This window comes from Streptomyces sp. NPDC102278, from assembly GCF_044766345.1.
Taxonomy (GTDB): domain Bacteria; phylum Actinomycetota; class Actinomycetes; order Streptomycetales; family Streptomycetaceae; genus Streptomyces.
The window spans coordinates 412,008-425,947 of record NZ_JBIWLV010000001.1; the positions used below are offsets into that span (position 1 = coordinate 412,008).

Here is a 13,940-nt window from a genome sequence, read left to right on the forward strand (position 1 = left end):
CAGGCCATGCCGAGGAGCCGGAGCGCGACACTCGACGCGGGCGGGGCCGGCCGGTCTCAGGAGCCGGGCCGCCGTCCGGCGGGGCGGAGCCAGGTGCGGGTGTCGCGGGCGAGGGCGAAGAGGGCGTCGACGTCCGGGGGCTTGAGCGTGACGGCGGCCGCGGCGAAGTGGGCCGCGACGGTGCCGGGTTGGAGGATCCGCAGGTCGCGAAGGGCGGGGGCCACCTCGACCCGCGAGGCCTCGACGAGGGCGAGTGCCGCGAGAACCGGCGCCGTCAGTACACGGGTGGCGTACGCGGCGGCGAGGCGGGCCGACCGGGGTTCCGGGCCGGGTTCGCCGCGCCCCACGGTGAGCAGGAGGTCCCCGATCCGGGCGCGCCGGCGGCGGCCGGGGACGGTGCGGACGCAGAAGACGCCGGGCGGCCCGATGAGCAGGTGGTCGATGCGGCCGCCGTCGGGCAGCGGGACGGCGTGCAGGACCCGACAGTCCTCGGTTTCCAGTGCGTCGAGTTCGGCGCCCATCCGTTCCAGGGCCTGGAGTTCCACCCGGATCCGGTGCCGGGTCCGGGCGTCCGGCGAGCCGTGGGTCAGCTCGCCCACCAGGGGCTCCCCCGGCCGGTTCGGGGCGAGGTCCTCGTCCGGGGGCAGGGCGAGGCGGAGCAGGTCGGCGGCCGTGGGGGCCGGGGGCGGGCCGACGGTGTAGTCGCCGGTCAGGTACGGGCGCAGGGCCGTGAGGACCGCTTCGCGGCGGGTGTCCGACAGCAGGCTGACCCGGTTGGTCCGCCGGTCGTACCAGGCGACCGCCTCGCCGTCGGGCAGGTTGACGTACAGCCGACCTCGGCCGGGCCGGCCGCTCGGCAGCACCTTGAGTCCGGGCATCGCCCTCACCCCCGCGGTCCATGGGAGCAGGCCGGGGGCCGCCGGGCAATCCCCCTGCCGGGCCTGCGGCGAGGGACGGGACGCGGGCGGGACGCGGGCGCACGGGCGGCCGCACCGGCGCCCGTGCACCGGGCCCGTGTCACGGTCCGTGTAACGACTCCGACGGGACCCCGTCGGGTCGCTGTTACAGAAGCACCGCCGTACCGCAATGACGGACGCCTACGTTTACGTCACCTGAACAAGCCCCGAACAAGCCCCGAGCGGGCCCCGGCGAGCCCGAGCCCGCCCGAGCCCACCTGGACCCGTCAGGGCCCGACCCGCAACGAAGGACCCCCGTGAGCACCGTCAGCCGTCGCAGTCTCGTTCGCGCAGCCGCCGTGACCGCATGCGCCGGCAGCCTCCTGGCACTGCCCGCCGCCGCCGCGCTCGCGGACGGGGCGCCGGCCGCGCCCACCGGGCAGCGGACCCTCGTCAAGAGCCTCTCCCTGGCGGACGGCGAGTCCCTGGCGCGGGTCTACCGGGTCGCCGGCGACGCCTACGAGGCCGAGATCCTGCGCGACGGCACCCGGGTCGCCACGCTCGCCGGCCGGGACGGGGCGACCGACGTCGGCGGTACCGGCGAGCTGCACGTCTCGCTGCGGGCGGACGGCCGGCTCACGTCCTGGGTCGGTGACACCCGCCCCGCCGGCGCGTCGCACGCCCTGTTCGGCGACGGCCACAAGACCGGGACGCGCGGCGGGAACGCCGTCCCCGTCTCGGCGCACACGCCGCGGTCCCTGGCTGGGGCGGGCGCGGGCGGGACCGCCGGGGCGCTGCGCCTGAACACCCTGGCGGACGGGCCGGGAGAGGGCGTGCTGCTGCTCGCGGCGGGCGGCGGGATCGCGGCAGTCGGCGCCGCCGGGCTCGGCTTCGCGATGGTGCGGCGGGGACGTACGGAGGGCTGACGCCCCGGTGCGGCGGGGACGTACGGAGGGCTGACGCCCCGGTGGGGCAGGGTCGTTCGGAGGGCTGACGCCCCGGTGCGGCGGGCCGGTGCGGTGGTCCGGATCGACCCGGAAGCCGGAAGAGTTCGGCCCGGAAGCCGGAAGAGCTCGGCCCGGAAGCCGGACGGGAGCGCGCCCCAGGGTCGGCGGGGGTGGGCCCGGAGGGCGCCCGGCGTCCGGCCGGAGTCCACCGGACGGACGCATGAGCAAAAGGGATGTTTCTCTGCATAAGGTTGACGGGAAACGACCGTCACCGGCCCGCCGCGGAGAGGATGGCCCGCCCCGTGAAAGCCCTTCCCTTCCGGAAGCGCACCGTCCCGCTGCTGCCCGCCCTGTTGTTGCTGACGGCGGGCTGTGGCGACGCCGGCGAACTGGCCGCCGCCGGGCCGACCCCGACGGCGAGCGGGCCCGTGAACCTGTGGCCGGGGCGGCAGGGGGCCGTGGTGCCGCCCGCCGATCCGGGGGGCGCGCCGCCCGAGTACGTACCGGGGCTGCCCCGGGTCGAGAACCAGGACGTGCACGCGGTCGACCCGGTGGCGCTGGTCCAGGCGGAGCTGCGCGCCCGTCCGAACGCCGATGTCGGTCCGGACGGGATGCCGCGGGAGACCGCCGACGCGGTCCTCGCGTGCGGGAAGGAGCCGGCCGGGAAGTGTCCGGTCCTGAGCCCGTACTACCGGGACCTCACCGGGAACGGGAGGGACGAGATCGTCGTCGGGATCGAGCTGCCCGACAGGATGCTGTCCGTACGGGCCTACACGGCTGACCCCGACGGTCGACTCAACCGGATCATGGCGACCATCGACACGGTGATCGGCGTGGAACTGGCGGGCCGGGACGTGATCCTGCGGGCCCCGAGCGGCAACAACGGCTATGAGCTGATCACCGCCTGGTCCTGGGACGGCAAACAGCGCAGCATGCTGCCCACGCGCGAGCAGATCGTCCGGGTGCCGGGGCCGGCGCGCCCTCAACCGTCGAGCCCGAGCCCGTCCCCGAGCCCGAGCCCGGACCGCGGGACGGTTTCGCCCTCTGACGCGAGCGGCGCGAGTGGCGCGAGCGGCCCGGGTAGCGCGGGCGGGGCGGCTTCGTCGTGAGGCGCCGGTTGCCGGCGTGGACCGCGACGCTGACCTGGAAGGCCGCGTGCTTCATCGTGATCATGTGCTGCTCGCTGGCGGCGGTGCTGGGCGCGCTGGTGCACGTGGAGGTGACCCGGCAGACCGTCGGGACGGCGCGCGACAAGGCGTTGGAGAAGCTGCGCGACGCGTCGCGCGCGTACGAGGCGGGCGAGGCCCTGCCGCCCGATTCGGGGCTGGACCCGGCGCAGTTGCCGCCGTCGCTGCGCGAACTCGCGGTCGGTGGCCGGCGGGGGACGGTCGTGGGCACGTACGACGGCCGGCCGACGATGTGGGCGGCCGGGCCGGCGGACGGCCGGGCCCTGGCCACCGCCGTCGACTACGGCCAGAGCGCGCGGACGATCAGCGGCCTGGACCACGCGATCACCGGCTCCTCCCTGTTGGCGATCGGGGGCACGCTGCTGGTGGGGGCGTTCGCGGTGACGCGCGTGACCCGGCGGTTGCACCAGACGGCGACGGTGGCCCGGCGGATCACCCAGGGGGACCTGGACGCGCGGGTCCGCGACCCGCGCACGCGGGACCCGGCGCGGCACCAGGACGAGGTGGCGACGGTGGCGGGCGCGCTGGACACGATGGCGGGCAGTCTCCAGGCGAAGCTGATGAGCGAGCAGCGGTTCACGGCGGACGTGGCGCACGAGCTGCGGACGCCGCTGACGGGCTTGCAGGCGGCGTCGGAACTGCTGCCGCAGGGGCGGGCGACGGAGCTCGTCCAGGAGCGGGTGCGTACGATGCGCCGGCTCACCGAGGACCTGTTGGAGATCTCCCGGCTGGACTCGGGCAGCGAGACCGTGGAGAGCGACCTGCACCAGCTCGCGCGGCTCGCGGGCCGGGTGGTGCGGGCCTCGGGGACGGACACGGAGGTGGTCGTCGTGCGGGACGCGCACGTGGAGACGGACCGGCGGCGGCTGGAACGGGTGCTCGCCAACCTGGTGGCCAACGCGCACAACCACGGGCGGGCGCCGGTGGTCCTGACGGTGGACGGGCCAGTGGTGACCGTACGGGACCACGGCGACGGCTACCCGGACTACCTGGTCGCGCACGGGCCGCAACGCTTCCGCAGCGGGTCGGGTTCCCGCTCGGGCAAGGGGCACGGGCTGGGGCTGACCATCGCGGTCGGACAGGCCCGCGTCATCGGGGCGCGGTTGGAGTTCCGGCGCGGGACGGGGGGCGGGGCGTTGGCGGTGGTCACCCTTCCCGTTCCCGCGCCTTCGTCGGCGGGTGAGGGGTGAGGGCTCGGGCCGACGTGCGCCGCCGGCCCGGACACGCCTGCCCGATTCAGCCCCGGGGAGGGGTGTCCGGGGTTTCGGGGGGTGGGGTCCTCGTCCAGGGCCAGCGGGGTTTGGGCCGGGTGCCCGAGGGGACGAAGGTGTACTTCCAGCCTTTCTGGAGGCCGAGCCGCTTCGAGTAGCCCGCCGGAACGCGCTCGTACAGCAGGACCGTCGGGGCGCCGCCGTCCGGGGCGGGGACCGGGATCTCGTACCACTTGGCGGGGTGCCCGGTCGGGCCGAGGAGGATCGGGAGGGTCCGGCCGTCCATCGGGCCGCCCTCGAAGGGGGTGGGTTGGCTTCTCACCACTCCAGTGTCACAGCAGGTGGGCGGCCTCGGACACCACGGGGATCACGCGCCGGGCCAGCAGCCCGACCGGCCCGTCCGCGGATTCCAGGGACAGGGCCGTGCGGGCGGCGGCCGCGGTCTCCGGGTCGGTGGCGGCGGTCGCGGTGAGCAGGGCGATGAACTGGTCCAGCAGCCAGTCCCGCAGCTCCTGTACGCCGGGCTGCTTGCCCTCGTCGATCCAGATCAGCGAGGCCGCCTCGACGGCGGTGATCCAGGTGCGGACCATCATGCGCAGCCGCGGGCCGGGGTCCGGCACGCCGAGGTGGACGAGGATCTGTTGGGCGGCGGCCCGGCGGATGCCGTCGACGGTGGCCGTGGTGCGGGAGGTCTCCACCACGCTGCCGCCGTTGAGCAGGGCGGAGAAGCCCGCGTCGTGTTCGTCGACGAAGGCCAGGTAGCGGTCCAGGGCCCGGGACAGCCGCCGGGTGAGGGGGCCGGCCTGGGGTTCGGCGAAGCACTGCTCCAGGAGTTCGGCCGCGGAGCGCAGGGCCGCTTCGTAGAGCTGCTGCTTGCCGCCGGGGAAGTAGCGGTAGACGAGGGGGCGCGAGACTCCGGCGGCCTCGGCCACGTCGTCGAGGGAGACCTCCTCGGGGGCCCGGTGCGCGAACAGCGTCAGGGCCGCGTCGAGGAGTTGGGCCCGTCGCTCCTCGACGCTCAGCCTGCGGTACGCGCGTACGGTCATGCCCGCAGCGTAGTCCCCGGGGCGGCGCCTCAGGCCAGGAGTCCGGAGCTCTGCCAGAGCCGGCGGCCGACTCCGCGCAGGATTCCTATGTCGTCGAGGAAGTCGGTGAGCCGCTTGGCTCCGGTCTGCATGACCTCGCGCCGGTGGCCGCTGGCCTTGACCTGGGCGACGGCTTCGTGGCGGTCGAGGCCGATGTTGTCGTAGACCTGGGGGTTGACGAAGGCCAGCGAGAAGACGCGGGCGGCCTCGCCGCAGCTGATCCGGGTGAGTTCCTGTTCCCAGCGCGGGGCCGTCAGCATCTGCCGGCGCAGTTCCTCGCGGGCGTAGCGGACGTGCCGGGCCTCTTCGATGACGTGGATGCGGGTGACGCCGCGCACCAGCGGCTGGATGCGCTCGTCCGGGAAGGTCAGCCGTTGCATCCAGTCCAGGATCTCCTCGCCGAGCAGGGTGCAGGCGAAGGAGCCGGGGGTGGTGGAGATCGTCTTGAGGACGCGGGCGAGGTTGTGGTTCGCGCGCGAGACGGGGTACTCGGGGGCGCCGCCCTTTTGGATCATGCGGGCGAACATCATGGAGTGCCGGCACTCGTCGGCGATCTCGGTGAGCGCGTAGCGGACGTGGTTGCTGGTGAGCGACTTGTCGTAGATGTGTCGGACCAGCAGCTGCATCAGGATGATCTCGAACCAGATGCCGAGCGAGGCGAGGGCCGCCGCCTCGTGGCGGGAGAGATCGATGCGCTGCTCCTCCCCCATCCGCTTCCACATGGGGGTGTCGTAGAGGGAGAGCAGTTCGGGCGGCCAGTAGTACTTGCCGTCGATCGGCGGGGCGTCCCAGTCGAGTTCCTTGTCGGGGTCGAAGGAGTGCTTGGCCGAGGATTCGAGCAGTCGTTCGGCGATCTGTTCGCGGTCCTTGAGCAGGCCGAGCGCGTCCTGCAGGACCCGGCGATCCGTGCGGTCGGTCGTGGTCGTCATCGCGGGGGCACCTCGCCCGTCGTGTGGGGTCGCCGCCGGGCGGGTTACCGGCGGTCACTGCTTATGAGACTGCTTGTCAGCAAGGTCGTCAATCCCCCGCGCACGACTTGTTGACCCCGTGTCTACCAACGTGTGACGCTGCCAACTGTCCGCTCTTGCACGGAAGTACGTGAGACGAAGGGGCGTCAATGTCGACGCACGAGCTCTACACCACGGCCCCGGGCGAGGCCGTCTGGCAGGTTCCGGCCACCGGCGCGGCCCGTTTCAGCTGGGACTACGACGGCGGCCGGGAGCGGCTGCTCGCGCTGTACCAGAAGGGCAAGGACAAGCAGTGGGACGGCGCCAAGCGCATCGCCTGGGACCTGGAAGTGGACCCGTACGACCCGCTCGGCACCCCCGACGAGGCGCTGACCCTGTACGGCACCCGGCACTGGGCCAAGCTCACCGACAAGGACAAGGGCGAGCTGCGCCGGCACTACGCGTCGTGGAACTTCAGCCAGTTCCTGCACGGCGAACAGGGCGCGATGGTGTGCGCGGCGCGCATCGTGGAATCCGTGCCGGACCTGGACGCGAAGTTCTACTCCGCCACCCAGACCATGGACGAGGCGCGGCACGCGGAGGTCTTCGGCCGCTTCCTGCACGAGAAGGTCGGGATGCTCTACCCGGTCAACGACAGCCTCCAGGGGCTGCTCGGGGACACCCTGCGCGACTCCCGCTGGGACATGCCGTACCTGGGGATGCAGGTCCTCATCGAGGGGTTGGCCCTGGCGGCCTTCGGGATGATCCGCGACACGACCGACAAGCCGCTGCCCAAGCAGATCCTCGCGTACGTGATGCAGGACGAGGCCCGCCACGTGGCCTTCGGCCGGATGGCGTTGCGGGACTACTACCGGCAGTTGACGGACGCCGAGTTGCGCGAGCGCGAGGAGTTCGTGATCGAGGGCTGTCACCTGATGCGGGACCGGCTGCGCGGGGTGGAGGTGCTGGAGAACTTCGGCATCCCGCGCAAGGAGGCCGAGGAGTTCAGCGAGCAGTCGGAGTTCCTGCACCTCTTCAGGAAGCTGCTGTTCAGTCGGATCGTGCCGTGCGTCAAGGACATCGGGCTGTGGGGCGAACGGCTCCAGAAGGCCTACCTGGACATGGGCGTCTTCGAGATGGGCGACTCCAACCTGGACTTGCTGATGAGCCAGGACGAGGAGATCGCCGAGACCCTGGACCGCGAGCGGTTCGCCGCCGAGGAGCGGGAGCGGGTGGCGGAGGTGGCCGACGCCGTCGCGCAGGGCTCCGAGAGCGCGTAGGCCCGGCGGCGCGCACACCCGGTCGCCACCGGCTAGGGCTTCCTCAGCGCCGCCTCCATGACCGCCCGCGCGATGGGCGCCGCCGCGCTGTTGCCGCTGATGTCGCGGCGGTTCGCCGTCGCGTCCTCGACCACCACCGCCACGGCCACGGCCGGGAGCGGGGCGCCGTCGGCCTTGGCCCAGGAGATGAACCAGGCGTACGGGGTGCCCGCGTTGCCGACGCCGTGCTGCGCGGTGCCCGTCTTGCCGCCGACCGTCGCGCCGCGGATCGCGGCGTTGCGGCCCGTGCCGTCCCGCACCACCTTGACCATCAGCTCCTGCATCAGCGCCGCCGTGCCCGGGCTCATCGCGCGACCCAGGGTGTGCTGGTCCGCGCGCCGGACGAGGTCCCCGTCGTCCTGGGTCGTACGGTCCACCAGGTGCGGGGACCTGAGCTCCCCGCCGTTGGCGACGGCGGCCGCGACCATCGCCATCTGCAAGGGGGTGGCCTTCGTGTTGAACTGCCCGATCGAGGACAGGGCCAGCTGGTCCGGGCTCATGTCGGTGTCGAAGTTCGACCGCGACACCCAGGAGGGCACCCGCAGGGTGTCGTCGTTGAAGCCGAGGCGTTGGGCGGCCCGCACCATCCCCGCCAGGCCGACCCGTACGCCGATCTTGGCCATGACCGTGTTGCAGGACCACTGGACCGCCTCCGCCATCGAGGCGTCGACGCAACCGGTGCCGGCGTTGGGCAGCAGGGTGCTCGTACCGGGCAGCGGGTAGGGGTCTGGGGTCTCGGTGGGCGCGTCCACGTCGGTGACCACCCCCGCCTCCAGGGCGGCCGCCGCGGTCACGATCTTGAAGGTGGAGCCGGGCGGGTACGTCTCGCGCAGCGCCCGGTTGAGCATCGGCTTGGCGGGGTCCGCGTTCAGCCGCTCCCAGGCCGCCTTGACCCGCGTACCGGTGCCGGAGAGCAGGGCCGGATCGTACGAGGGGCTGCTGACCAGCGCGAGGATCCTGCCGGTGGCCGGCTCCAGGGCCGCGACCGCGCCGCGCCGGCCGGCCAGGCCGGTGTACGCGGCGCTCTGCAGGGCGGCACGGACGGTGGTCGCGACGTTCCCGCCGGCGGGGCGGCCGCGGGCCAGGTCGTACCAGAGCGGGAAGGCCGAGAGCCCCGGGTCGGTGCCCGCGAGGATGTCGTCCTCGGCGCGCTCCACGAAGCTGGTCCCGTAGGTCTGGGAGGCGAAGCCGGTGACGGGCGCGTAGAGCGGCCCGTTGGCGTACGTCCTTTCGTGGCGCAGCAGTTGGCCGCTGTCCCGGGAGCCGGTGACGGGTCGGCCGTCGACCAGGACGTCCCCGCGCGGTTCGGCGTACCGCTCGATGGCGGGGCGCTTGTTGGCCGGGTTGACGCCGTAGGCGGCGGACTCCCAGACCTGGACCCGGGCCACGTTGCACAGCAGGGCGACGATCAGCGCCGCGCAGAAGTACCCGCACCAGCGGATGTACCGGATCATCCGGCGACCTCCTCCCGTTGCGCGGCCTGGGGCCGGCGCGCGTGGTCGCCGAGTCGGATCAGCAGGGCGACGATGATCCAGTTGGTGACGACGGAGGAGCCGCCCTGGGCCAGGAAAGGCATGGCCATGCCGGTGAGCGGGATCAGTCCGGTGACCCCGCCCGTGATGACGAACACCTGGAGCGCGAGGATCGAGGCGAGTCCGGTGGCGAGCAGCCGCCCGAAGGGGTCGCGCAGCGCGAGCCCTACGCGAAAGCCGCGGTCCACGAGGAGCCCGTAGAGGAGCAGGATCGCGGTCAGGCCGACCAGCCCCAGCTCCTCGCCGGCGGTGGCCAGGATGAAGTCGGACTTGGCGGCGAACCCGATGAGGAAGGACTGGCCGTGGCCGAGGCCGGCGCCGAGGAGCCCGCCGGCGCCGAAGGCGAAGAGGGACTGGGCGAGCTGGCCGGGGCCCTCGCCGCGCTCGATGGAGGCGAAAGGATTCATCCAGTCGTCCACGCGACCGTGCACGTGCGGCTCGAACGTGGCGACCGCGTAGGCGCCGACGGCCGCGAGCAGCAGCCCGATCGCGATCCAGCCGATCCGGCCGGTGGCCGTGAAGAGCATGATCACGAAGAGGCCGAAGAAGAGCAGCGAGGTGCCGAGGTCCCGCTCCAGGATCAGCACCCCGACGCTGAGCAGCCAGATCGTGAGGATCGGCCCCAGGACCCGGCCGGGCAGCAGTTTGAGCTTCCAGAAGAGCCGACGGCCGCCCAGGGCGAGGGCGGTGCGGTTCGCGGCGAGGTAGGAGGCGAAGAAGACGGCGAGCAGGATCTTGGCGAACTCCCCGGGCTGGAAGGAAAAGCCCGCCAGGCGGATCCAGATGTGGGCCCCGTTGACGGCCGGGAAGAAGACCGGCACCAGCATCAGCACGAGGGCGACGGCGACGGACAGGTACGCGTACCGCTGGAGCGCCCGATGGTCGCGCAGCAGCCCGACGACGAGCACGAACAGCACGACGCCCAGGGCGGACCAGCGCAGTTGGTCCCCGGCGGTGACGTGGTGGGGGGTGGTCAGGTCGAGCCGTTGGATGAGGACGAGGCCGAGGCCGTTGAGCAGGAACGCGATCGGCAGCACCAGCGGGTCGGCGTGGGGCGCGGCGAAGCGGACGGCGAGGTGGGCGAGCAGGGCGGCGCCGAAGAGCCCCGCGGCGTAGTGCGAGGAGCCCTCGGGGAGCCGGCCGGTGGTCGCGTAGCCGACGTGGAGGTGACCGAGTACGGAGATCAGGACCGCCCCGATGAGGAGCGCGAGCTCGACGCCGCGGCGCTTGGCGGCGCGGTCGCCGCGGGGTGGGGGCGGGGCGGGCTCCGCAACCTTCGCCGTCAGAGCGGTCATACGGGAAACGTAGCAAGGGCGCGGGGTGAATGTCCGTTTATGTCATAGAGTGCCGAAGAGTCGTCACAAACGGTCGGAACCATCGGAATCGGGAGTCTCGCCCCATGGGTCCTGTGGAGTTCATCGTCCTGGCCTTTCCGGAGGAACAGCTGCGCGTCCCGGCCGTCGAGGCCGTGATGGGGCTCCGGAAGGCCGGGGTGGTGCGACTGATCGACGGCCTCGTGGCCACGCGGACGGCGTCCGGGGAGGTCATGGCATCCGAGTTCGACGAGTTCGTGGAGTTGCGGGGCCTGCTGGCGCACCGGGAGGCCGCCCGGCTGATCGGCCCGGAGGACGTCCGCGAGGCGGCGGAACTCCTGGACCTCGGGAGCTGCGCGCTGCTGCTGGTCGTCGAGCACGTGTGGGCCGAGGACGCGGCCGTCGCGGTACGCGCGGCGGGCGGACGGATCGCCGGGTCGGTCCGGATCCCGACCGAGCGGGTCGGGGTGGCCTGATGTTCATCAGACCCGTGGGAACCACGCCGGCCCGCGCCGACCGGCCCCCGGGCCGACCGCTGCTCCGCGGCCTCCTGGCACGGGCCGCGGGCGCCCCGGACCCCGGGCGGCACGCCGCGCGTCCCACCGCCCCCGCCGCGCCGGACGACCGGTACGAGGACCGGCACGAGGATCGGTACGACGACCGGTACGAGGACCGGCACGAGGATCGGTACGAGGGCGGCGCTGTCCCGGCGGAGCCGGCCCCGGACGACCGGCCCGGATCGGGTGGCCGCCCCGGAGGCGACATCGACGCCGCCCCGGCGGACGCGGTGCGCGCGGCGGACGGGCCGCCCGGCGCCGGTGGCCTCGTGTCGGATCTGGCACAACTGGCCGACCTCGCGCGCGAAGGATTGCTGACCCCGGAGGAGTTCGCCAACGCCAAGGGCCGCCTGCTCGGCCGCTGACGTGCCGTGGACCGCGCCCCTGGCCGGGGGTTCGGGGTTCGGGGTTCGGGGGAACGGCGTGGGCCGGACGGGTGGTCGGGGCCGCCGCGCCCGCCCCGCGTGGGGGATTCGTCATACCGGGCGTGGCACCATCGGCCGCCCCGGAGGTGATTACATGACAATTCGACTGCTCCGTGCCGTCTGTGTCGCCGCCGCCGTCCTCGTCACGGCCGGCTCCCCGCCCCTCGTCCACGCCGAACCGCTGCCGACCGCCCCCGCCGCGGAGCCCGTCGGCGTCCTGCTCACCCGTCTGCAGGGCCTGTACCAGAAGGCCGAACAGGCCGCCGAGGCCTACAACTCCACCGAGGTCGCCCTCAAGGCCCGGCAGGACGACGAACGCCGTTCCACCACCGAGCTGTCCAAGGCCAGGGCCGCGCTCCTGACCGAGCGCGCCGTCGTCGGCCGATTGGCCCGCGAGCAGTACCAGGGCTCCCGCGCCGGCATCCCCCCGCACGTCCGCATGCTGCTCCTCGGGGACGTCCAGAACGCCGCCGACCAGCGCCGGCTCGCCGCGCGCGAGGGGGCCAGGACGGCCGGCGTACTGGCCCGGCTGGAGCGGGGCGAACAGCGTGCCGGGGCCCTGGCCGGCGCCGCCCGCAAGGCCCTCGACGCCCAACAGGCGCTGACCGCCGAGCAGAAGCGCCACCGGGACGAGGTCACGGGCCGGCTCAAGGAGGTCGAACGACTGCTGGCCTCGCTCAGCGCGGAACAACTGGCTCAGCTCGACGGCCGCGAGGCCGCGGACACCGCCGCCGCGCAGCGGGAACTGGTGGATTCGGGCCGGCTCGGCTCCCCGGGGGCGGTGAGCGCCCGTACGCCGACGGCCGCGGGCGGCGAGGCCCTCACGTACGCGGCCGCGCAGATCGGGAAACCGTACGTCTGGGGCGCGGAGGGCCCGGGCTCCTTCGACTGCTCGGGGCTCACCTCGCGGGCCTGGGAGCACGCCGGGCGGGCGATCCCCCGGACCAGCCAGGACCAGTGGGCCCGGCTGCCGCGGGTCCCCCTGGACCGGCTCCGCCCGGGCGACCTGGTGGTGTACTTCCCCACCGCCACGCACGTGGCGCTGTACGTCGGGGACGGGAAGGTGATCCAGGCACCCCGCCCGGGAGCCACCGTCAAGGTGTCGCCGATCGCCGCGAATCCGGTCCTCGGCGCCGTCCGGCCGGACGCGGGCGGGACACCGCTCGCCGCGTACACCCCGCCGCGACTGGCCGAGTCGGCCGCGGCGGGGGACGACACCGGCTATTCGGCGGAGGAGGCCCCTGCGGCGGGGGAGGCTCCCGCGGCGGAGGCGGTTCCCGCGGCGGCGGCCGTGACCTCCGCCAGGTAGTCGGCCGCGTCCTCGGGGTCGTAGAAGTACGCGTCGAAGTCGGCCGGGTTGTCGAAGCCGTTGGCGAATCGATCCGCCACCGGCTGGAGCTGCCCGGCCGCGCCGATCAGGTTCAGCACGTGCTCCGGCGGGACGCCCAGCATCGCGTTGGACCACTGGGTGACCGGCTTGCCGGTCGTGAACCAGAACTTGTCGAACGTGGCCTTCATCCACGCCTCGTCGAACGGCTTGTCCCCGTGCATGAGGATCGACGAGAGGTACGAGGCGGCGCACTTGGCGGCCGAGTTGGAGCCCTGCCCGGTGATCGGGTCGTTCGCCACGACCACGTCCGCCACGCCCAGCACCAGCCCGCCGCCGGGCAGCCGGCCGATCGGGTTGCGGACCACCGGCGCGTACCGGCCGGCGAGGGTGGCGCCCGCGTCGGTCAGCTCCACCTTCGTGGCCCGCGCGTACTCCCACGGCGTGAACCGCTCCATGAGCTCCAACGTGAGCGCCAGGTGCGCCGAGGGGTCCGTCGTGCCCTTGAACGCGTCGAGCGGGCCGCCCGGGACGCCTTCCCAGAACAGGATGTCCGCGCGGCCCGACGTGGTCAGGGTCGGCATGACGAACAGCTCGCCGACGCCCGGCACCAGGTTGCAGCGCACGGCCTCCGTCTGCGGGTGCTCGGGGCGGGGCCCCAGGCCGTGCACGTAGCTGACCGCGAGCGCGCGCTGCGGCGCGTCGTAGGGGGACCGCGCCGCGTTCCGCTCGAACATCGACACCAGCTCGCCCTTGCCGGCGGCGACCAGGACCAGGTCGTAGGTGCGGGAGAAGTAGTCCAGGTCGGCCACGGACGCCCCGTGCACGACCAGCTGCCCGCCGCGCTGCGCGAAGGTGTCCAGCCAGCCGGCCATCTTCACCCGCTGGTCTACGGACTGCGCGTCCCCCTTGAGCCGGCCGAGCCAGTCGATGGCCCGGCTGCCGTCCGGGGCGGCGACCGAGACGCCCAGGCCCTTGATCCGGGGGGCCTGCTGCTCCCAGAAGTTGATCCTGAGGTCCCGCTCGTGCTGGAGCGCCGTGTCGAACATGCACTGCGTGGACATGACCCGCCCGGTGCGGATCTCGTCCGCCGTCCGGTTGGACATCAGGGTGACCTCGTACCCCTTGGACTGGAGTCCGAGGGCGAGCTGAAGACCGGACTGGCCGGCTCCCACGACGAGTATCTTGCGCATC

The 13,940-nt window shown here is 73.5% G+C and carries 14 protein-coding genes; 7 read left to right on the top strand and 7 right to left on the bottom strand.

Going from position 1 to position 13,940, the window contains the following annotated elements:
• Positions 1-56 precede the first annotated feature (56 nt).
• A complete protein-coding gene (locus tag ACIRO3_RS01845) occupies positions 57-878 on the bottom strand; it encodes a nuclease-related domain-containing protein (RefSeq protein ID WP_404131545.1) in 822 nt (273 codons plus the stop codon).
• A gap of 335 nt (positions 879-1,213) precedes the next feature.
• On the opposite strand from ACIRO3_RS01845, the gene ACIRO3_RS01850 reads away from it, so the two are divergent.
• The 3 genes from ACIRO3_RS01850 (at position 1,214) to ACIRO3_RS01860 (ending at position 4,220) form a co-directional block, all read left to right on the top strand.
• On the top strand, positions 1,214-1,822 hold the full coding sequence (locus ACIRO3_RS01850) for a hypothetical protein (protein ID WP_404131547.1): 609 nt from the start codon (positions 1,214-1,216) through the stop codon (positions 1,820-1,822).
• A gap of 323 nt (positions 1,823-2,145) precedes the next feature.
• The gene (locus ACIRO3_RS01855) at positions 2,146-2,952 is read left to right on the top strand and encodes a hypothetical protein (RefSeq protein ID WP_404131549.1); all 807 of its coding nucleotides are present in this window, start codon (positions 2,146-2,148) and stop codon (positions 2,950-2,952) included.
• On the top strand, positions 2,949-4,220 hold the full coding sequence (locus ACIRO3_RS01860) for a histidine kinase dimerization/phospho-acceptor domain-containing protein (RefSeq protein WP_404131550.1): 1,272 nt from the start codon (positions 2,949-2,951) through the stop codon (positions 4,218-4,220). Before ACIRO3_RS01855 ends, ACIRO3_RS01860 begins: the two co-directional genes overlap by 4 nt.
• 46 nt (positions 4,221-4,266) lie before the next feature.
• On the opposite strand, the gene ACIRO3_RS01865 is transcribed toward ACIRO3_RS01860, so the two are convergent.
• The 3 genes from ACIRO3_RS01865 to ACIRO3_RS01875 are packed head-to-tail and all read right to left on the bottom strand — an operon-like array spanning position 4,267 to position 6,255.
• Positions 4,267-4,563: a hypothetical protein gene (locus ACIRO3_RS01865; protein WP_404131552.1), complete on the bottom strand. Its 297-nt coding sequence runs from the start codon at positions 4,561-4,563 to the stop codon at positions 4,267-4,269.
• Between the two features lie 10 nt (positions 4,564-4,573).
• Complete coding sequence (locus ACIRO3_RS01870; RefSeq protein ID WP_361771175.1) at positions 4,574-5,287, bottom strand: helix-turn-helix domain-containing protein; 714 nt, start codon at positions 5,285-5,287, stop codon at positions 4,574-4,576.
• A 29-nt stretch (positions 5,288-5,316) separates the two neighbouring features.
• Positions 5,317-6,255, bottom strand: a complete 939-nt coding sequence (locus ACIRO3_RS01875; RefSeq protein ID WP_404131554.1) for a diiron oxygenase — start codon at positions 6,253-6,255, stop codon at positions 5,317-5,319.
• A 188-nt stretch (positions 6,256-6,443) separates the two neighbouring features.
• Between ACIRO3_RS01875 and ACIRO3_RS01880 the strand changes: the two genes are divergently transcribed.
• Positions 6,444-7,553, top strand: a complete 1,110-nt coding sequence (locus tag ACIRO3_RS01880; RefSeq protein WP_404131556.1) for a ferritin-like domain-containing protein — start codon at positions 6,444-6,446, stop codon at positions 7,551-7,553.
• 32 nt (positions 7,554-7,585) lie between these two features.
• On the opposite strand, the gene ACIRO3_RS01885 is transcribed toward ACIRO3_RS01880, so the two are convergent.
• The gene (locus tag ACIRO3_RS01885; protein ID WP_404131558.1) at positions 7,586-9,046 is read right to left on the bottom strand and encodes a penicillin-binding transpeptidase domain-containing protein; all 1,461 of its coding nucleotides are present in this window, start codon (positions 9,044-9,046) and stop codon (positions 7,586-7,588) included.
• A complete protein-coding gene (locus tag ACIRO3_RS01890) occupies positions 9,043-10,419 on the bottom strand; it encodes an FtsW/RodA/SpoVE family cell cycle protein (RefSeq protein WP_404131560.1) in 1,377 nt (458 codons plus the stop codon). The genes ACIRO3_RS01885 and ACIRO3_RS01890 overlap by 4 nt, the downstream gene beginning before the upstream one ends.
• 104 nt (positions 10,420-10,523) lie before the next feature.
• Between ACIRO3_RS01890 and ACIRO3_RS01895 the strand changes: the two genes are divergently transcribed.
• The 3 genes from ACIRO3_RS01895 to ACIRO3_RS01905 all read left to right on the top strand — a co-directional run bounded on the left by ACIRO3_RS01895 (position 10,524) and on the right by ACIRO3_RS01905 (position 12,728).
• Entirely contained in the window at positions 10,524-10,913 is a 390-nt protein-coding gene (locus ACIRO3_RS01895; RefSeq protein WP_404131562.1) for a DUF6325 family protein, read from the top strand.
• Complete coding sequence (locus ACIRO3_RS01900; RefSeq protein WP_404131564.1) at positions 10,913-11,359, top strand: hypothetical protein; 447 nt, start codon at positions 10,913-10,915, stop codon at positions 11,357-11,359. The genes ACIRO3_RS01895 and ACIRO3_RS01900 overlap by 1 nt, the downstream gene beginning before the upstream one ends.
• Positions 11,360-11,513: 154 nt before the next feature.
• The gene (locus tag ACIRO3_RS01905; RefSeq protein ID WP_404131566.1) at positions 11,514-12,728 is read left to right on the top strand and encodes an NlpC/P60 family protein; all 1,215 of its coding nucleotides are present in this window, start codon (positions 11,514-11,516) and stop codon (positions 12,726-12,728) included.
• On the opposite strand, the gene ACIRO3_RS01910 is transcribed toward ACIRO3_RS01905, so the two are convergent.
• Entirely contained in the window at positions 12,641-13,939 is a 1,299-nt protein-coding gene (locus ACIRO3_RS01910; protein WP_404131568.1) for a styrene monooxygenase/indole monooxygenase family protein, read from the bottom strand. The genes ACIRO3_RS01905 and ACIRO3_RS01910 overlap by 88 nt on opposite strands.
• Between the last annotated feature and the right edge of the window lies 1 nt (position 13,940).